At 69.7% G+C, this 18,250-nt stretch carries 17 protein-coding genes; 11 read left to right on the plus strand and 6 right to left on the minus strand.

The genetic code is table 11. The features are described from left to right. From ON38_RS12580 to ON38_RS12590, 3 genes are all read left to right on the plus strand, one after another. On the plus strand, positions 1-658 hold a 658-nt coding region (locus tag ON38_RS12580), incomplete at its 5' end, for a TetR/AcrR family transcriptional regulator (RefSeq protein WP_157181755.1). A 196-nt stretch (positions 659-854) separates the two neighbouring features. Continuing rightward, positions 855-1,385, plus strand: coding sequence for a YybH family protein (locus ON38_RS12585; protein ID WP_039824951.1), 531 nt, complete (start codon positions 855-857; stop codon positions 1,383-1,385). Positions 1,386-1,462: 77 nt separating this feature from the next. Beyond that, positions 1,463-2,317 carry an ABC transporter substrate-binding protein gene (locus ON38_RS12590; protein WP_083872608.1) on the plus strand — a complete coding sequence of 285 codons (855 nt, stop codon included), beginning with the start codon at positions 1,463-1,465 and terminating at the stop codon, positions 2,315-2,317. A gap of 46 nt (positions 2,318-2,363) precedes the next feature. Here the strand turns inward: ON38_RS12590 and ON38_RS12595 are convergent, their stop codons facing one another. Together ON38_RS12595 and hrpB are read right to left on the minus strand one after the other, a co-directional pair. Next, positions 2,364-3,323 carry a peptidase gene (locus ON38_RS12595; protein WP_085995399.1) on the minus strand — a complete coding sequence of 320 codons (960 nt, stop codon included), beginning with the start codon at positions 3,321-3,323 and terminating at the stop codon, positions 2,364-2,366. Positions 3,324-3,485: 162 nt separating this feature from the next. Further along, the gene (gene hrpB, locus ON38_RS12600; RefSeq protein ID WP_039825012.1) at positions 3,486-5,945 is read right to left on the minus strand and encodes an ATP-dependent helicase HrpB; all 2,460 of its coding nucleotides are present in this window, start codon (positions 5,943-5,945) and stop codon (positions 3,486-3,488) included. A gap of 227 nt (positions 5,946-6,172) precedes the next feature. On the opposite strand from hrpB, the gene ON38_RS12605 reads away from it, so the two are divergent. Together ON38_RS12605 and ON38_RS12610 are read left to right on the plus strand one after the other, a co-directional pair. Then, positions 6,173-6,631, plus strand: a complete 459-nt coding sequence (locus tag ON38_RS12605) for a MarR family winged helix-turn-helix transcriptional regulator (protein ID WP_051164667.1) — start codon at positions 6,173-6,175, stop codon at positions 6,629-6,631. Between the two features lie 73 nt (positions 6,632-6,704). Continuing rightward, entirely contained in the window at positions 6,705-8,504 is a 1,800-nt protein-coding gene (locus tag ON38_RS12610) for an MFS transporter (protein ID WP_039824952.1), read from the plus strand. Positions 8,505-8,519: 15 nt separating this feature from the next. Here ON38_RS12610 and ON38_RS12615 read toward each other — a convergent pair whose 3' ends face one another. After that, positions 8,520-10,160, minus strand: a complete 1,641-nt coding sequence (locus tag ON38_RS12615; protein ID WP_039824953.1) for an ABC-F family ATP-binding cassette domain-containing protein — start codon at positions 10,158-10,160, stop codon at positions 8,520-8,522. A gap of 111 nt (positions 10,161-10,271) precedes the next feature. On the opposite strand from ON38_RS12615, the gene ON38_RS12620 reads away from it, so the two are divergent. Then, entirely contained in the window at positions 10,272-10,850 is a 579-nt protein-coding gene (locus tag ON38_RS12620) for a hypothetical protein (RefSeq protein ID WP_039825014.1), read from the plus strand. Between the two features lie 38 nt (positions 10,851-10,888). Here ON38_RS12620 and ON38_RS36015 read toward each other — a convergent pair whose 3' ends face one another. Continuing rightward, positions 10,889-11,044, minus strand: coding sequence for a hypothetical protein (locus ON38_RS36015; protein WP_157181756.1), 156 nt, complete (start codon positions 11,042-11,044; stop codon positions 10,889-10,891). A gap of 265 nt (positions 11,045-11,309) precedes the next feature. Here ON38_RS36015 and ON38_RS12625 point away from each other — a divergent pair, with 265 nt between their 5' ends. Then, positions 11,310-12,080, plus strand: a complete 771-nt coding sequence (locus tag ON38_RS12625) for a hypothetical protein (protein ID WP_039824954.1) — start codon at positions 11,310-11,312, stop codon at positions 12,078-12,080. Positions 12,081-12,371: 291 nt separating this feature from the next. On the opposite strand, the gene ON38_RS12630 is transcribed toward ON38_RS12625, so the two are convergent. Next, positions 12,372-13,067 (minus strand): HTH domain-containing protein, encoded by a 696-nt coding sequence (locus tag ON38_RS12630; protein ID WP_039824955.1) that lies wholly within the window; start codon positions 13,065-13,067, stop codon positions 12,372-12,374. Positions 13,068-13,161: 94 nt separating this feature from the next. Here ON38_RS12630 and ON38_RS12635 point away from each other — a divergent pair, with 94 nt between their 5' ends. Next, a complete protein-coding gene (locus ON38_RS12635; protein WP_039824956.1) occupies positions 13,162-13,584 on the plus strand; it encodes a VOC family protein in 423 nt (140 codons plus the stop codon). A gap of 466 nt (positions 13,585-14,050) precedes the next feature. Then, positions 14,051-15,214 (plus strand): winged helix DNA-binding domain-containing protein, encoded by a 1,164-nt coding sequence (locus tag ON38_RS12640; RefSeq protein WP_083872610.1) that lies wholly within the window; start codon positions 14,051-14,053, stop codon positions 15,212-15,214. A gap of 147 nt (positions 15,215-15,361) precedes the next feature. Here the strand turns inward: ON38_RS12640 and ON38_RS12645 are convergent, their stop codons facing one another. Then, positions 15,362-16,297: an NADP-dependent oxidoreductase gene (locus tag ON38_RS12645; RefSeq protein ID WP_039824957.1), complete on the minus strand. Its 936-nt coding sequence runs from the start codon at positions 16,295-16,297 to the stop codon at positions 15,362-15,364. 76 nt (positions 16,298-16,373) lie between these two features. Between ON38_RS12645 and ON38_RS12650 the strand changes: the two genes are divergently transcribed. Together ON38_RS12650 and ON38_RS12655 are read left to right on the plus strand one after the other, a co-directional pair. Then, positions 16,374-16,841: a winged helix-turn-helix transcriptional regulator gene (locus tag ON38_RS12650; RefSeq protein WP_051164668.1), complete on the plus strand. Its 468-nt coding sequence runs from the start codon at positions 16,374-16,376 to the stop codon at positions 16,839-16,841. 272 nt (positions 16,842-17,113) lie between these two features. Next, on the plus strand, positions 17,114-18,205 hold the full coding sequence (locus ON38_RS12655; RefSeq protein WP_039824958.1) for a terpene synthase family protein: 1,092 nt from the start codon (positions 17,114-17,116) through the stop codon (positions 18,203-18,205). Positions 18,206-18,250 lie beyond the last annotated feature (45 nt).

Genomic DNA, 18,250 nt, shown 5'->3' on the forward strand with positions numbered 1-18,250 from the left:
GGATACCGAAGGGCTCGAGGCCGTCTCGATGCGACGGCTGGCGGCCGAGCTCGGCACGGGCCCGATGTCGCTGTACCGGTTTGTGGCCAACAAGGACGAACTGCTCACCCAGATGGCCGACGCGGCGTTCGGGGAACTGGACCTCCCGGAGCCCGGGGTGCTCGGCTGGCGGCACGACCTCGAGCGGATCGCCCGCCTGCAGTGGCAGTTGTGCCGACGGCATCTGTGGCTGCCGCGCGTCGTCTCGTTCACCCGCCCCCTACTCGCGCTCAATACGATGGCGCAGACCGAATGGATCCTGCGGGCCCTGGACGGGACGGGACTGTCCGCGGAGGTCCGGATGCGCGAAGCCCTGACGCTGCATTCGCTCGTCCTCGCCGCGGCGATATCGGTGGCGGAGGAGGCCGAGGCCGAACAGAGCACCGGTGTCACGCTCGACGGGTGGCGGGCCGCGGCGCGTACCCGTGCCCACGAGTTGCTCGGCACCGGCCGATTCCCCCGGCTCGCGGCGGCTCCGGAGGATACGACCGCGGACCTCGACGGACTGTTCGAATACGGACTCGCGCGGCACCTGGACGGATTCGCCGTCCTGCTCGCGGGCTCGGCGGGCAGCCGCGCCGTTGCCTCCGAGGTCCCGGACGACCCCTCCGAGATCTGATCCCGGTGTGTGGACCGGTCGGCTGCGGCGGGTATCAGCAGGATCGGAGCATGCCGTTCGAGAAGTGTCGAAATGTAGATATGCGCATTCGAGTTTTCACCTCACATCCGGCCGGGCCGCGTCGTCGGATACGTGCAAGCACAGAGTCGGCCGTCAGCCGGCCGGCGGTAGCCGAGAAATCTTGAGCGGAGACACGATGACCTCGTATGAAGCCCAGGTCAGGGCGCTCCTGGAGAGCCGGACAGAGGCGCAGCGGTCCAAAGACATCGATCGCCTCATGTCTTTCTATGCACCGGATATCGTCTATTACGATGCCGTCGCACCCTTGCGGTTCACGGGTTCGGATGAAGTGCGCCGCAACTTCGTGCGGTGGTTCGACGGGTATATCGGTCCCATCGGCTTGAAAACCCACGATGTGGCCGTCAGCACTTCTGAAAACACGGCTTTCGCCCACATGCTCCACCTCGACTCGGGAACGCGCCGCTGCGGCATCGAGCTACCGATATGGGTACGCGAGACAGTCTGCCTGCGACGGACGGACGGTACCTGGGCGATAACCCACGAGCACATCTCGCTTCCGGTCAACCCGGCGAATTTCCAGGTCTGGTTCGCGTCCGGAAAGAACTCGCCCGTTCGAGGGGGCGGAAGATCGATATTCGGGCTGGTCACAACCAGCTTGCTCGCGCGTTTCGGTGTGCGGCGGAGAGCATTCGATACAGCGGACTGACAAACCCGTCCTGAACCAGGGCCGCTCTCGGCGCCGGGTGAAAGTCATAGTGCCGGGCCGATCGGCACTACGACGATATGGCGTGGCCGGCGCCGGCGCTCGAATGGGCCGACCGGCTGCTCGACATCCGGTCGGCGACGCGCAAGCACGGCGTGCAGGTCCAGGTCGTGAACTTCCCCTCCGGTATCGAGGCGCTGCAGGCCGTCTCCGCCGGCCAGGTCGATATCGCCACCGCCGCCGACGCGCCCACTTCCGCTGTCCTGACGCGCTCGCCGTCGTTGCGCGTGGTCGGCGACGGCGCCCGCTGGGAGGGATCCCGGATAGTCGCGCGTCGGAGCGCTGGGATAGACAGCGTCGATGATCTGGCGGGTAAGTCGATCGGTACCCCGCTCGGTACGAGCGCGGCCTATTTCGCGGCCGATACGCTGGCACAGCACGCCGTGGCGGCGAATCTGGTGCAGGTCTCCCCGTCGGCGACGGTCACCGCCGCCACCCAGCGCAATGTCGACGCCGTGTCGATCTTCCAGCCCTATCAGGCGCAGGTGGTCCAGGCCCTGGGCGCCGACGCGGTCGAGCTCGCCGGCGTCAGCTACAGCCAGCACAGTCTCTACCTGGCCACCCAGGCGGCGATCGCCGCGAAGAGCCCCGCCATCGCCGCCTTCTTCGCCGCGCTCGACGACGCGGGCGCCGAATTGGAGAAGATCTCCGATACCGCCGTCGGCGCTGTCGCCGGCGCGACCCAGCTCGACCCCGGCCTGCTGCGGAAAGTCCTCTCGCAATTCGACTTCACCCTGCAACTGGATCCCGGTCTCGCCCCGAAGCTCACCGAACTCGGCACCTGGGCCGAAACCCAGGGTTCGATCCCCGCCGGGACCCGGCTCCCCGACTACGCCGGTCTCCTGGACGATCGGTTCCTGCCGCGGACGCGGTAGCCCTCGCGGGGCCCGCGCGCACGACGCCCGTGCGGGCCGCCGGGGCTCACCGCGGGAACAGTGTCAGGACCTGGGCCATCACTTGGCGGGCGACGTCGTCGGTGGCCGAGGTGACCTCGACGGCCGGGACACGGGAAACGAAAGCGGTGCTGCTGGCGGGTAGTTCGGGGCCGACCGCGGCGGAATAGATCGGGATACTGCTGTCGTAGAGCGAGGTCGTGCGGAACACGGTGCGGTCGTCGATCTTCTCCTCGGTGCTGCGGGCCGGCATCTGGTCGGGAACGCGGTAGTCGTACACCACCGTGACGGTTTCGTCCCGGTACCGGAACAGGCATTGGGTCAGCCGGCGCTCGTCGGTATCGGCGGTGCCGGTCAGTTTCGCGCGCACCGCGCACGGGTCGGCGCCGAGCAGCACCGTGGGGGCGGTATCGGGAGAGGTGCCCTGGGCCGGCGACTGCCGCCAGCGCTCGATCATACCGGGCAGCAAACCATCGGCGACCGCGCACGAATCGCGGTCCGGAACCGAGACATCGAGGTAGAAGGCGGCGCCCGCCGGAAAGCGGACGGTGGCGCCGCAGGCACGCGGATCGCCGTCACGGCCGGGGACCACCAGGGCGGTCACCTCACCGAGTTGTTCGGTGCGGCCGCGATTAGGGGTGAGTGGGGGAAGCAGGGTCGAATGCCAGGTGAGTGTGGCGGCGTCGCCCGCGGCACCGAGGGTGGCCCGGCACGAGTACAGGCCGACGGTGACGCTCTGGATTTCGCCGAGGCCCAGGTCGTCGAGGGTGTCGCGGGGGAGGAGGGCGCAGACGTCGATCTGCCGGGTCGCCTCGGCGACGGCCGTCTGCTGCTGCGGGCTGTCGGCGGATTGCGACCAGAACTCCGGCGGCGGGACGGGCGCCGCCGGAGTTCTCGCGTCGCCGGTCCGCGGGCCGGAATCGTCACCGCAGCCCACCACGGCGAGCAACACGGCTGCGACGAGCGTGAGCGTGCGATGAATCGTCACCCCTGACCTCCCGGTGCGCGCTGAGCCGGACCGTTGCCCGGCCCCAAGTCTGCGGGACCCGGCAATCACAGCGCAATCACCCCGGCGTCTTCGGCCGGTCGCCGGTGCGGGCGTGACCGGAAACCGGGTCCGGCGGACCGTGCGGGCACGCCGAAGCGTGGCTCAGCGTGGTGGCGCCGGCCGGTCGCGGCCCGCATTGCCGGCGGTGCCCCGGTGGGCGGGCACGGTGGCCGGGTCCTCCGGCCAGGCATGTTTGGGGTAGCGGCCGCGGAGATCGGCGCGGACCCTGGGCCAGCCGGTCCGCCAGAACGAGGTGAGATTCGTGGTCACCGCGATCGGGCGCTGAGCCGGGGAGAGCAGGTGCAGCACCACCGGAACACGTCCGCCGGCCAGGCGTGGTGTGTCGGTCCAGCCGAAAATCTCCTGCACCTTGACCGCGAGCACCGGCGGGTCGGTCGAATAGTCGAGCCGGGGACGGCTGCCGGAGGGGACCTCGGCCCGCTCGGGCGCCAGTTCGTCCAAGCGGGCGGCCTCCGGCCAGGGCAGCAGGCGGCGCAGTGCCTGACCTGCGTCGATGCGTTCGAGGTCGGCGCGGCGGCGGGCGGTGGCGAGTTCGGGGCCGAGCCAGGTCTCCGCGTCGGCGAGCAGTGACTCGTCGTCGACGGGCGGCCAGGGGTCGCCGAGTGTGCGGTGCAGGAAATCGAGGCGCTGACGTAGGGTGCGCGCATCCGCGGTCCAGGACAGGAGACCGAGCCCGGTCGAATTCAGCCCGCGCCGTATCGCCGCGCCGAGCAACCGGGGTTCGGGGTCGGAAATCGGGGTGGCCGACAGGGTGATCGCACCCAGCCGCTCGGTGCGCCGCGCGACCACCTCGCCGTCGATCCAATCTATTTCGTCGACGGTGGTCAGCAGGTTCGAGGCGGCTCGCCGGGCCAGCTGTTCATCGGCGACCGCGGCCAACCGTACGACCCCTTCGGCCCGGCCGGGATCGCGCGTCGCGACGCCGACCGCCAGCCACTCGGCGGCACCTGTTCCGGCACCGGGCGGCAGCGTCACCGCGGTCCCGCCGGCCATGAGATAACTGGTCGAACCCGGGCCGCGCCGGCGCGCCAGCCGTTCCGGATGGGCCAATGCGACGATGAGCGCCGGATCGTCTTCGCCCGCCGGCCCGTCGACCGACCGGGCCAGCCGATCGATCTCCCGCCGCCAGCGCACCGGCCGTTCGCGCCGCAGCGCCCGCAGACCGGCCGCGAGATCGACGCCGGACAGATGACTGTCGTCGTCGAGTACGGTGACGACCTCCGCCGCCGCCCGCGGACCGACCACGGCCGCGCCGTCGAGCAATGCCCGCGCCAGCCGCGGATGCAGTCCGATGCGGGCCATACGCCGCCCGCGGTCGGTCACCGCACCGTCTCCGCCGACGGCCCCCAGGGCGCGCAATACCTCCCGCCCGGCCGCCAACCCCCCGGCCGGTGGCGCGTCCCACCAGGTCAGGCCCTGCCCGTCGGAGGTACCCCAGCACGCCAGCTCCAGCGCCAAGCGCGTCAGGTCGGCGGTCCGGATCTCCGGTTCCGGGTAGGCGGGCAGCGTGCCGTGCTCGTATTCGGGCCAGCAGCGCCATACGTGTCCCGGAGCCTCCCGCCCGGCCCGCCCGGCTCGCTGCTCGGCCACCGCCGCCGAAACCCGCACGGTGGCCAGACCGGACAGGCCCCGGGCACGATCGATGCGGGGGACCCGGGCGAGTCCGGAATCCACCACCGCCCGTACTCCCGGCACCGTCAGGCTCGACTCCGCCACCGCCGTCGCCGGCACCACCCGCCGCCGGGGTCCGGGCCGTAACGCCGTGTCCTGCGACGCCGCCGAAAGTCTGCCGTGTAACGGCACGATGTCGATATCGGACAGGTCGTCCAGAAGGGCCGTCACCCTGCGGATTTCGGCGGCACCGGGCAGGAAGACCAGGACGTCGCCCTCGGTCGCGGCGAGTGCGGCACGGGTGGCGCGCGCGACGTGGGCTTCGAACCGCTCCCGCGGCAGCGGCGGAAGGTATGTCGTCTCCACCGGATGAGTTCGCCCCTCGACCTGCACGACGGGTGCGGGGTGCTGCTCGCCCAGCAGCGTCGAGAGGCGTTCGGCCGCAACGGTCGCCGATGTCGCGAGCACTCGCAGATCCGGTCGCAGCCCGGCGCGGGCGTCCAGCAGCAGCGCCAAGAGGAGATCGGCGTCGAGGTGCCGTTCGTGGCATTCGTCGAGCACGATCACCTCGACCCCGGTCAGTTCGGGATCGTCCTGTAACCGGCGCACCAGGAGTCCGGATGTCACGACCTCGATCCGGGTCCGCCGCCCCACGCGCCGGTCCCCCCGGACCGAGTAGCCGACGGTGTCACCCACCTGCTCGCCCAGTAGCGCGGCCATCCGCCCGGCCGCGGCCCGAGCCGCCAGTCGTCGCGGCTCGGCCACGACCACCCGCCCGGTGGCGTGCTGCGCCAGCGCCAAGGGCAGCAGGGTCGTCTTCCCGGTCCCCGGTGGCGCCACCAGCACGGCGGTTCCGTGTTCGGCCGACGTCTCGACGAGGTGATCGAGAACGCCGCGAATCGGTAGGTCGGGGAGCACGGGCAGTTTCATCACCGGACAGTTTGCGGCATCGGCTCGGTCCCGCGGTATCCACCGCCGGGCTCTGCCGGGGAAACCACTGTTACCGGGCACCGCACCGCCGGTGACGCCGGTGCGGCCGGTCGCACACGCCGACACCGGCCGCATCCCGCGGGCCGGGCGGGGTACAGTGTGATTACTTAGCGGAAGCAATTAATTACGGCACGAACGAAAATCTCTTGCGAACGAACAAACGAAAGATGGGCGCGATGGAGGGTACGGCCGCGACCGGCGCGCTGGGCACCCCCGCCGAGATCGCGACGCTGTATCACCTGCTCACCCGGATCAACCGGACGCTGCGAACCCGTGGGCAGAGCCGCAATCTCAGCGCGGGTGTCGCCTCGGCGCTGTGGACGATCATCAACCACGCTCCGATCCGGCTGTCCGGCCTGGCCGAACGGGAATCGGTCTCGGCGCCGACGATCTCCCGGATCGTGGCCGTCCTCGAGGGGCACGGATACGTCGAGCGCACCCCCGACCCCGATGACGGGCGCGCCCGTCTGCTGAATCCGACACCGGCCGGGATCGCACTGATCGCCGATGCCCGGACCCGGCGAGCACAGGTACTCGCCGAGGCCGTCGGCAGCCTCACCCCGGCCGACCGTCTGACGGTCGGCCGGGGAGTCGCGATTCTGGCCGGTGCCCTCGGAATGACCTAGTCCGCCCAGTACCCACAGGCGATGCGCAGTGCGGCGCAGCCCTTCCTTGAACCATCGCTCGAAGGAGCCATCCATGACCACGCCCGTCAGCCGAGCGGCTGCCGCGCATCCGGCGGATCTCGGACCGCACTACAAATGGATCGCGCTCTCCAACACCACCCTCGGCATGCTGATCGCCACGATCAATTCGTCCATCGTGCTGATCGCACTGCCCGATATCTTCAAGGGCATCGACCTCAACCCGCTGGAGTCCGGGAACACCGGCTACCTGCTGTGGATGATGATGGGGTTCCTCGTCGTCACCGCCGTACTCGTGGTCGGCTTCGGCCGTCTCGGTGACATGTTCGGCCGCGCCCGCATGTACAACATGGGTTTCGCCATCTTCACCGTGTCCTCGATCTTCCTGGCGATCACCTGGTTCGACGGTCCCGCGGCGGCGATCTGGCTGATCGCCTGGCGGGTTGTCCAGGGCATCGGCGGCGCCTTTCTCATGGCCAACAGTTCCGCCATCCTCACCGACGCGTTCCCCGCCGACCAACGTGGACTCGCCATGGGTATCAACGGTGTCGCCGCCATTGCCGGTTCGTTCCTGGGCCTGCTCGTGGGCGGTGTGCTGGCGCCCATCCAGTGGCACTACATCTTCCTCGTCTCCGTGCCGTTCGGGGTCGTCGGTACCGTCTGGGCCTATCTGAAGCTACGCGACACCGGGGTACGCAAGCGGGCGAAGATGGACTGGTGGGGCAATGCGACATTCGCGGTCGGTCTCGTCGCGATCCTGGTCGGCATCACCTACGGCATCCAGCCGTATGGCGACTCCGATATGGGCTGGGCGAATCCCTGGGTGTTGACGGCGATCATCGGTGGCTGCGTCGTACTCGGCGTCTTCGTGTACATCGAAACGAAGGTCGAGAGCCCGCTGTTCGAGTTGTCGTTGTTCCGGAACCGCTCCTTCGCATTCGGTAATGCCGCCAATCTGATGGCCTCGATCGGCCGCGGCGGTCTGCAGTTCATCCTCATCATCTGGCTGCAGGGCATCTGGTTGCCGCAACATGGCTACGACTACTCCCGCACCCCGCTGTGGGCCGGTATCTACATGGTGCCGATGACGATCGGCTTCCTGCTCAGCGCACCGCTTTCCGGCGCACTGTCGGACCGGTTCGGCACCAGGGCGTTCACCACCACCGGCATGATCGTCACCGCGGGGACCTTCGCCGGCCTGATCGCCCTGCCGGTCGACTTCTCCTACTGGGTGTTCGCGCTGATCCTGCTGATCAACGGCATCGGCATGGGCCTGTTCTCCTCGCCGAATCGCGCCCTGGTGATGAACTCCCTGCCGGATACCTCCCGTGGCTCGGGCGCCGGCATGATGACGACCTTCCAGAACGCGGCGATGGTGCTGTCGATCGGACTGTTCTTCTCGCTGATGATCGCCGGACTGAGCGCGCACCTGCCGGCCGCCATGTTCGACGGGCTGACCGCGGGTGGTATGGCGGACACCCCTGCTCAGGGCATCGCCGCGCTGCCGACGGTCGGCATCCTGTTCGCGGCCTTCCTCGGCTACAACCCCATCCAGCAGGTCGGCGGCGAGGCGCTGCACGGGCTGCCGCAGACCGCCGTCGATCATCTGACCGGACTCGAGTTCTTCCCGCACCTGATCAGCGACCCGTTCGCCGACGGTCTCAGCGCCGCCTTCACCTTCGCGCTCATCTGCTGCGTGCTCGGCGCGATCTTCTCCTTCTTCACCGACGACCGTCGTAGGGGAGGGGCCGAGGAGAAGACCCACGAGTCGGTCGGTGACGAGCTGGCCGCGGTGGCCGCGTTCGCGTCGGGGGAGGCCCCGTCCGAACTGATCGACGAACCCGTACGACGCTGACGCCGCGGCATTCGCCTATTCCTCGTGGAGCCGTCCGCCGGCCAGATGCCAGCGCCGGGTGGCGCGCACCGAATCCAGCATCCGCCGGTCGTGCGTCACCAGCAGGAGTGTGCCGGTGAACGAGTCGACAGCCTCCTCGAGCTGCTCGATGGCCGGCAGATCGAGATGATTGGTCGGCTCGTCCAGGACGAGCAGGTTCACGCCGCGGGCCTGGAGCAGCGCCAGCGCGGCCCGGGTGCGTTCGCCCGGGGACAGGGTGTCGCAGGCGCGGTGCACGTGCGGGCCGCGTAGACCGAACTTGGCGAGCAGGGTGCGCACCTCGGCGTCCGGCCAGTCGGGCACCGCCGCGCCGAAGGTGGCCGCGAGCGCGGCGTCCCCGCGGAACAGGCCGCGCGCCTGGTCGACCTCGCCGACCCGCACGCCGGACCCCAGTGCCGCCGTCCCGGTGTCGGGAGCCAGCTTGCCGAGCAACAGTGCGAGCAGGGTGGATTTACCGGAGCCGTTGACCCCGGACACGACGATGCGGTCGGCCCAATCGATCCGGGTGGTCACCGGCCCGAGGGTGAACGCGCCGCGTGTGACGGTGGCCGCGGCGGCCGTCGCGACGACGGTGCCGCTGCGGGGCGCGGTCGCGATCGTCATCCGCAGTTCCCACTCTTTGCGTGGTTCCTCCACCACGTCGAGCCGCTCTATACGGCGTTGCGTCTGGCGGGCCTTGGCGGCCTGTTTCTCGGTGGATTCGGCGCGCATCTTGCGGCCGGCCTTGTCCGAGTCGTTCTTGCTCTTGCGGCGCGCGTTCCGCACACCGTGTTCGAGCCAGTTGCGTTGCATGAGCGCCCGGGCCTCCAGCCCGGCGCGGGTGGCCGCGTAGTCGTCGTAGGCCTGACGGGCGTGCCGGCGCGCGATCTCGCGCTCGGCCAGATAGGCGTCGTAGCCGCCGTCGTAGAAGCCGACCTGCTGCTGGGCGAGATCGAGTTCGAGCACGCTGGTCACGGTGCGGGTCAGGAACTCCCGGTCGTGGCTGATGATCATGAGCGGCGTGCGCACCCCGGTGACGAACCGTTCGAGGCGTTCGAGGCCGTCGAGATCGAGATCGTTGGTGGGTTCGTCGAGCAGCAGGATGTCGAAGCGTGACAGCAGCACCGAGGCGAGACCCGCACGGGCGGCCTGCCCGCCGGACAGACCGGTCATCGGCGTATCCAGTCCGCCCGCGAGGTTACCGGTGAGGCCGAGGTCCGCGGCGACCTCCGCGGCGCGCTGGTCGAGGTCGGCGCCGCCGAGCGCGAGCCAGCGCTCGAGAGCGGGGGAGTAGTCGTCGGCACCACCCTCGCCGAGGCGCTCGGCGGCCGCGTCCATGACCCGCTGGGCATCCGCGACGCCGGTGCGCCGGGCGAGGAACCCGAATACGCTCTCCCCCTCGATGCGTTCGGGTTCCTGCGCCAGGTAGCCGACGGTGGCGTCCGGTGGGCTCAGGGTAATAGTGCCCTCGTCCGGGGTGCCGTCGGCGAGCATACGCAGCAGCGTCGACTTACCGGCGCCGTTCACGCCGACCAGGCCGACCACGTCGCCGGGAGCGAGGGTGAAATCGAGGTCGGCGAACAGGGTGCGTTCGGCGTGTCCGGCCGCCAGGCCGCCGGCCTGCAAGGTTGCGCTCACCGGGCATATTCTGCCCGTCCCCCGCCGCGGCCCGCCGGGCGACCGGCCGCCACCGGCGCCGGGGTGCTCGCGCCGGTGGCGCCGGCGCATCCGGCGACATACGATCCGGCGATGTCGATAACCCGTGCGGACCTGATCGGTTACATCGAGCGCGATCTCGACGCCGACCTGACGCGTTGGTTCGCCGACCGGCCGCGGGTCGAGATCCCCGGCGCCGCGGTGCGGCCGGTCGAGCCGTTCCTGGAACGCCTCGAGCCGGCCGCCGCCGCCGCGCTCGCCGGATTCGATCGCCGGGTGCGGTCCGGGACGATGCCGCAGTTCCTCGACATCTACGACTGGTCCTACGGGTTCGGTTTCGCCGCCAACGATTGCGGGCTGCTGGACAGCGATTACCGCACCGAACTCACCGACGAGGACGTGTACACCGTGGGTGCCGACGGTGGCGGCAACCTGTACACGGTGCTCACCAGTGGTCGGGTGGCGATCTGGTTCCACGAGGAAGAGGTCCTCGAAGGCGGTACCCGGTTCGACGATCTGGACACCTTCGTGTGGTCGCAGGTGCGCTATCAGGCCGTGCGGGCGGGAAGGCTCGATCCTGATCCGGTCGCGGCGGATTTCCACGCACTCGGTCAGGACGGCGCACTCGCGCCCGGGATCGGGCTGCTGGCCTCGCTGCGGGGTTCCCGCTGATCGACGGACCCGGGCGCCGGCCCACTCCCTTGCGCCGGTCAGGGATCGGGGGATTGCAGCAACTGCAATGTCCGTGTGGCGGCGACACTGAACCGGCCCATGCTGACCGAGGTCCGGCTGGTCGCGATGAGCAACAGAGTGGTGCTCGGTGTATAGAGGAAGAGCTGCTCGTCGGCGTTTCGCGCGAGCGGCATGATGATGTGGTACTGGGCTTCCAGGGAAACCAGGATCGGCGGGTCGGTCAGTGCTTCCGACTCCCGAAACCGGCCCGCGTGGCGAGATGCGGCCCCGGCGACCGCGTACGCCCGGGCATCGCGCGGCGGCGCTGCCGCCCGATATCCCGGTGACGGCCCGACCAGGTCCCCGCGGCGTACGCCGGTGCCTGGTCACGCCGTGGACGCCTGTCCAGCGGGTACGCTGGTCGGCACGGTGCTCCGCGGACAAGAGGAGTGCGTGACCATGGAGTGGCTACTGATCGCGGTGGCGGTCGTGCTGGTGGCGTCGATCCTGGTGTGGCGGTCCCGGCAGAACAGAATGCGGGCGGCGGCCGAACTGGCCGACGCGCTGGCCGACGCCCGCCGGCTCAACGAGCGCCTCGGCGGGCAGGTCTACCAGCTCTCCGGCAGCAATCCCGCCGCCCAGCAGGCGCTCGCCGACGCCGCCGAACGTCATACCGCGGCGGGCTCACAGGTCGACCAGGCCAGAACCCCGGTCCAAGCCCGCTTGGCGAAACAGACCGCGGTCGAGGGGCTCTACTACATCCGTGCCGCACGGATCGCCATGGAGATGGACCCCGGCCCCGCCGTACCCGAGTTGGCGGGACGGGACACCGCGGGCGAGGTCAGCGAAGACCGGGTGATCGACTTCGACAACCGCCGGATCGCCGCGTCTCCCCGGCCTTCGGCCGGAACGCCGAACTACTTCCCGGGCGGACGCGTCGCGGGCCGGCCCGTCCCGGCCGGCTGGTATTCCGAGCCCTGGTGGAAACCGGCCATGGTCGCCGGGGCCTGGGGTGTGGGCTCGGCGCTGCTGTTCAGCTCGCTGTTCTCCGGGATGGCCGGCGTGGGTTACGGTGCCGAAGGCTTCGAACAGGGCTTCGGTGAAGGCTATGCGGACGGATTCGCCGAGGGCGGGCAGGATTACGGGGGTCCGGGCGACGGCGGTGATTGGGGCGGGGACGGGGGTGGTTTCGACGGCGGTGGTTTCGACGGCGGTGGCTTCGACTTCTGACGGACCGCGCTCGCCCGGTGATGTCGCCGCGGCAGGGGGAGTCGAATATGTCGCGTTCTGCCACGGTGGGCAGCGCGGCGTCCGGCCGGGCGAACCCGCCTTCGGCGAGTGCGCTCGGCAGGGCTTGGCGCTTCGGGAAATGCCGGCGCGGCGTGGCGTGACCGGCGAAGGCGCGGGGACGCCGAGGTGGCCCGCCGGCTCCGGGCGGTTTCCGAGGAGTCGACCGGGGTCGGCTTCCCATGGGGCGCTCCGTGGATGGATGGCGATGACGACGCGCTGAAAGTTGCTCTCTCACGCCGGTGCCGAGCATATGCCGGGTCCGCTGTCCGCCGCGTCGGCGTAGCGGCGGGCCAGGCGGGCGAATGCGGCGGTGAGCTCGGGTGGGCCCACAACCTCGATATCGGCGTCGAACCTGCCGAGGGCACCGGCCAGCCCCACCCACGACCACGACCCGGCGGCGACCCGGCACCGATCCGGGCCCAGTGCCTCGACCATTCCGTCGGCGGCGTAGTCGAAGCGCAGAACTTCGCTGTGATGAACGGCCGCGCCGAGGGTCGTGAGAACGACGGTGTCCACGTCCGGGACGGGCCGGCTCGAGGGTGTTTCGACCGCGGTGATCCGGAGGGCGTCGATGCGGTGACGCAGGCGCGCGGGCAGCACCTGGCGGATCGTGTTCAGCGCGCGCACCGCGGGTTCCTCGAGTCCGGCGCCCGCGGTGGTGGCGATCTGCAGCGCGAGGGTGAGGGCCACGGCCTGCTCGTCGTCGAACAAAAGCGGCGGGAGCGCGCTGCCGGCGCCGAGGCGGTATCCGCCGTCCGGGCCTTTGGTGGTGACGATCGGATAGCCCAGCTCACGTAACCGGTCGACATCGCGGCGCACGGTGCGCGGGCTGACCTCCAGCCTTTCGGCCAGTAGCGTTCCCGGCCAGTCCCGGCGCACCTGTAACAGGGACAGCAGCACAAGCAGCCGGGCGGAAGTTTTCGGCACATTCTCATTCTGGGCGCAGTAGAGGACATATCCTGTCCGCTACCCCTGCGAATGTTGCTCCCGGTAAGTCACCGAGTGCGAATCAGGAGCAACCGTGTCCCTCACCACCACCACCCACCTGAACTTCCGCGGCGAGGCCCGTGCGGCGCTGGAGTTCTACCAGTCGGTGTTCGGCGGTCATCTTGCCGCCATCACCTACAACGACGCCGGAGCCGTAGGCAACGAGTCCGAAGCCGACCAGATCATGTGGGGGCAGGTACAGGCCGGCAACGGTTTCCGCGTGATGGCCTACGATGTCCCCGCGCCGACTGCCCATACCCCGGGCGAGAACGCGTTCTTCGTCTCCGTACGCGGCGAGACCGCCGAGGAGGTCTCGGGTTACTGGGAGAAACTGGCCGCGGGCGCGACGGTCGTCGTCCCGCTGGCCCCGGCGAGCTGGGCGCCCGTATACGGGATGCTGCGCGACCGCTTCGGTGTCGTGTGGGTCCTCGACGTCACCAGCGAATACAACGGATGACCTACGGGCCACCGGGGCGGACACATCCGCTGCGGTGGCCCATTGCGCGCCACCCCACTCGGAAGACCGACACACGAATGGACACCACGATGAGAACGCGCCCCCTCGGTCGCACCGGAAGACGGGCCGGCCCGTACCGCCGCGGCGCCATGACGTCCGGTCCGGCGGGAAATCCCTACCGTGACGAATACGTCCGAATCGTCCACCGTTCGCTGGACGCGGGCCTAGACCGCGCCGGCACCCATCCCGAGGCCGTCTCCACCGCCATCGGCCCGCACATCCCGGCGCGGCTCGGCGATCCGGCCGGCCTGTGCCGCGGTCACCTCCGGCGAGGTGCCCGACCGGATGGTTCGGACCGTCGAACCCGGTACGGATCGCGGCCCGGAGTGGTCGTATCCATTGCCCGCCGCCGGACCCTCTGCGGTACAACGGTTTCCGGCCGCCGAGCGGACGGCGGCCCGGCCCGATGACCGTACTGTCCGCCCGCGCGCTCAACCGGGCCACCCTCGCCCGGCAATTGTTGCTCGACCGCGCCGACCTACCGGTGTCCGAGGCCGTGGCACATCTGTGCGGATTACAGGCTCAGGAGCCACAGGAACCGTTCGTAGGGCTGTGGTCACGGCTGCGCGCCTTCGATCCGGCGACCCTCGACGAACTGCTCACGACCCGCCGGGTGGTGCGCCTCCATCTCATGCGCCGCACGGTCCACCTCGTCACCGCCGGCGACGCGTTGGCGTGGCGGGCCCGCCACGACGCCATGTTGCGCCAGCGGGTCCTCGGGACCTACCGCCGCGAACTCGCCGGCGTGGACCTCGACGAACTCGCGGCCGCGGCCCAGGAACTGCTGGCCGACGGCCGATCCCGCACGATGCCGGAACTCGGCCGGGAACTCGCTGCGCGCTGGCCGGCCGCCGGGCCGCGGCCACTGGGTGAACTGGTGATCGCCGCCCTCGTCCCGACCGTGCAGTTGCCCCCACGCGGATTGTGGCGCCGCACGGCCGGCGCCCGTACCGTGCCACTCGCCGCCTGGTTGGGTCGCGCGGTCGACCCGCCCACCCCGGACGGCACCGATCCGGTCGGAAAGGCGCTGGTGCTGCGATATCTCGCCGCGTTCGGTCCCGCTTCGGTGGCCGATCTGCGTGCCTGGTGCGGCCTGGCCGGGCTACCCACCGCGGTGACCGCGGTCCGCGACGAGTTGCTCACCTTCCGTGACGAGCACGGCCGCGAACTCCTCGACCTCCCGGACGCACCACGCCCCGATCCGGACACCCCGGCCCCGGTGCGATTCCTGCCCGCGTTCGACAACGCGATCCTCGGCTACCACGACCGCAGCCGGATCATCGACCACGCCCACCGCGGCCTCTCGGTCGCCGGTGAGCGCGTGGTACTGGTCGACGGCCGGGTCGCCGCGACCTGGTCCCACCGCGATGGCGCCCTGGCCGTCACCCCGCTGCGCCGGCTCTCTCGAACCGAACACCGCGCGGTCGCCGAACAAGGACGAGAACTGGCGTCGTTCCTCACCGACGACAACAGCCATCCCGTGCAGGTGGCGGCATTCGGTGACAGCGACGGAGACGGGGGCGGTGACGATCACCGGCCGGCCACACCCGCCGCCCCGAACTCGCGGTAGCTGTGGGCGCCGTCGAGGGTTGGCCGTTGCTGTTTCGGCGGGTGATGAAGTAGGCGACTTCGTCGGTGGTGCCGGCCCGGATGCCGGCCATGCCGACGACGGTGCGCAGGGTGTGGTCGGGGCCGTAGTCGCCGGCTCGCAGGCTGGTCACGGTGTCAGAACGAGGCGACCGGAAAATCGACCGGCGGCGAGGCGGGTGTGGGCTTCGGTGGCTGCGTGCAGTGGGAGGGTATCGGCGACACGGGTGGTGAGCTTCTGTTCTGCGATGCGGGCGAGAGCTTTCCCGTCGGCGTGGATCCATTCGTGGTGGACGGTGATGCCGCGCAGGGGGGCGGGGTCCGGACCACCGACGACGGTGACGAAACGGCCGCGGTTGCGGATCGCGGCGAGAGCACGGACGCCGGCTCCGGCGGTATCCAGCGCGGCGTGCACACCGCCGGGGACGAGCCGGCGCGCCTCGACCACCAGGTCCGCATTGCGCGGAAGTGTCCAACGCGCGCCGACGGAGCGCAGGAAGTCCGTGTCACTCCCCTGGGCGATCACCCGAACACCCTGTTGTGCTGCGAGCTGGACGGCGAAGCCGCCGACGGCGCCGTTCGCACCGGTTACCAGAAGGGTGTCGTTCTCGGACAGTTCCAGTAGATCGAGCGACTGGGCGGCGGTGAGGCCGTTGAGCGGCAGGGTGGCCGCCTCGACGGCCGACAACCCCGTCGGGGCCGCAGCAACAGCAGTCGCGTCGAGCACCACATAGTCGGCGTATGCGCCGAGCGAAACATCGAGCAGGTCACGCAGGCCGATCACCTTCTGCCCCTCGGTGAACCCGTCGACGTCCGGGCCGAGGCGTTCGATCTCACCGGCGACATCCCAACCCATACCGGTGATCTCCCGCGGCGCCATCAACCCCGCTTCGACCAGCGCGCCCGAGCGCGTCGCCAGATCGACCGGGTTGACGGCCGCAGCCTCGACCTTGATCCGGATCTGACCCACGCCCGGCTCGGGGATATCCACATCGACGATCTGCAAGACCTCGGGTCCACCGTAGCCGCGAGCCACCACCGCTCGCATCATCTCTCGCTCGCTCATGAACACAACTATTGGAGAGCTACTCTTTATTCGGAAGTCGGCACTTCGAAGTGCCCACGGCACCCGGAGGTAACCTGTGTCCACCCGGACCGCAGCGCAACTGCGCGCCGAGCGCGGCGCCGCGTACGACGCCTATCTGGCCGAATGCCCCGCCCGCAAACTGCTGGACCGAATCTCCGACAAGTGGGTGAGTCTGGCGGTCAACGCACTGGCCGATGGGCCGCAGCGCTATAGCGACCTCCGCCGGCGACTGGCCAGCATCAGCCAGAAGATGCTCACCCAGACGTTGCGCAATCTCGAACGCGACGGCCTGGTCACCCGCACCGTGTGGCCGACCGTGCCGCAGCGAGTCGAATACGAACTCACACCACTCGGGCACTCGCTGCTACCGGTCATGCGGGCCATCAAGGACTGGGCCGAACAACACATGGACGAAGTGGAAAAAGCCCGCGCGGCCTACCCGGCAGCTCACGCCCCGAAATCGAAAGACAACGCCGAGCCACGACTCCCGCCGGTCACGATCGACGGATGCTTCCGGCTCTGATCGTGGGGCATGGGCCGGGCCCGGCGCCGCCGCACCCGCCCGATGGGGGCATGCCGCGTTTCTGCGCGCACTCAGGACGCTCGTGCCTACCACCGCACCGGTGTGGCGCGACCGGTAACGATCCTCCGGACACACCGAATCTTGTGTGCAAGAAGACAGATGGGGTGACACGACCGCCGCCGTCGACCAAGCTTGAAGGGTTTGGATCATGCGGGAGGAGAGTCGTCGTGGCTTCTCGATACACATCGGCGCTCGAGCGGAGAATCGCGGATATGCGTGCGCAACGGGACGCCCGGGTACGCGCGAACAAGCCCTGGTCGTTACAGGAACTGTTCAGCACACCCGACTGCGATATCGCAGAATACAGCAAAGAGTTCAGGCCGAGTCGATTCGGTGAGCGTGCCTGCGCGGACGTGGAGAAATACTGCCGCGCCCAGGGCATCTGGCTGGAGCCGGGCGGCGCCCACTACAACAGTATGACGCCGTATCTACACCCCGGACCGATCAGTGCGGACCGGCTGACCACCATCGGCCTGTTCAACGCGATCCTGTTCTGGCTCAACGACACCGTGGGCCGGGAGAAGTTCGGCCACCTGTCCACGGGCGAACAGGACCGGGCCCGAACCGAACTCGACCGACTGTGCCGCCTGCTCGAATCGCGGACCGCGCCCGAGGATGCCGCGCCCATCGAAATCGCGACACTGGAGTTCCTCTCCCGGCTGCGCACCCAGAACGCGGACCAGCAGTGGCTCGACGGGTTCCTGGAGTCGACCGTCGAGCATCTGCGCACCGCGATCCGGGACCAGAATGCCCGTTCTCGCCGGGACCTGCTGACCACGGCCGAATACATCGATCTCCGTGCTCAGGTGTCGGGCATGTTCCCGGCCATCGCCCTGTGCGAATTCGGGCGCGACAGCTATCTCGACCGGCAGCGGTTGGCCGCCGCGGGCCTGGCGGACGACGTGCGCCGATTACGGGTGGTCACGGCCGAGATCGGTGCCTTGATGAACGACATGTTCTCCTTCGAGAAGGAGTGCATAGTCGACCGCTCCGATTTCAATCTGATACCGGTGTGCTTTCTCAACGATCCGCGGGCGACGCTGGCCGACGCGGTGCACGCCGCCGCCGAAGTGGTGCGTGATCGGCTGACCGAGTTCCGCGGCCTGCACGCGGCGCTCACGGCCCGCTGCGCCGAACCCGATATCGCCGGCAGCGGGCTGGCCGGGCCGGTGCTGACCCATCTCGCCGATCTGGACGGCTGCGTCCAGGCCACCTGGGTGTGGCAGCTGATGACCACCCGGTACAAGGGTGTCGGCATCTTCTCCGAGAACAACGCCCGGCCGAGTAGCAGCGGCGCGGCCTGATAGGGAAGGATGGCCTCAGTCGGGGTGGTGATGCCCGGCAGGGGT

This window comes from Nocardia testacea NBRC 100365 (assembly GCF_000308775.1).
Taxonomy (GTDB): Bacteria; Actinomycetota; Actinomycetes; order Mycobacteriales; family Mycobacteriaceae; genus Nocardia; species Nocardia testacea.

Bases quoted from the DNA above. Each gene is read 5' to 3' on its own strand.
- ON38_RS12585 (WP_039824951.1), top strand. From the start codon at position 855: ATGACCTCGTATGAAGCCCAGGTCAGGGCGCTCCTGGAGAGCCGGACA.
- ON38_RS12590 (WP_083872608.1), top strand. From the start codon at position 1,463: ATGGCGTGGCCGGCGCCGGCGCTCGAATGGGCCGACCGGCTGCTCGAC.
- hrpB (WP_039825012.1), bottom strand. From the start codon at position 5,945: ATGAAACTGCCCGTGCTCCCCGACCTACCGATTCGCGGCGTTCTCGAT.
- ON38_RS12605 (WP_051164667.1), top strand. From the start codon at position 6,173: ATGGGCGCGATGGAGGGTACGGCCGCGACCGGCGCGCTGGGCACCCCC.
- ON38_RS12610 (WP_039824952.1), top strand. From the start codon at position 6,705: ATGACCACGCCCGTCAGCCGAGCGGCTGCCGCGCATCCGGCGGATCTC.
- ON38_RS12620 (WP_039825014.1), top strand. From the start codon at position 10,272: ATGTCGATAACCCGTGCGGACCTGATCGGTTACATCGAGCGCGATCTC.
- ON38_RS36015 (WP_157181756.1), bottom strand. From the start codon at position 11,044: ATGCCGCTCGCGCGAAACGCCGACGAGCAGCTCTTCCTCTATACACCG.
- ON38_RS12625 (WP_039824954.1), top strand. From the start codon at position 11,310: ATGGAGTGGCTACTGATCGCGGTGGCGGTCGTGCTGGTGGCGTCGATC.
- ON38_RS12640 (WP_083872610.1), top strand. From the start codon at position 14,051: ATGACCGTACTGTCCGCCCGCGCGCTCAACCGGGCCACCCTCGCCCGG.
- ON38_RS12645 (WP_039824957.1), bottom strand. From the start codon at position 16,297: ATGAGCGAGCGAGAGATGATGCGAGCGGTGGTGGCTCGCGGCTACGGT.
- ON38_RS12655 (WP_039824958.1), top strand. From the start codon at position 17,114: ATGCGTGCGCAACGGGACGCCCGGGTACGCGCGAACAAGCCCTGGTCG.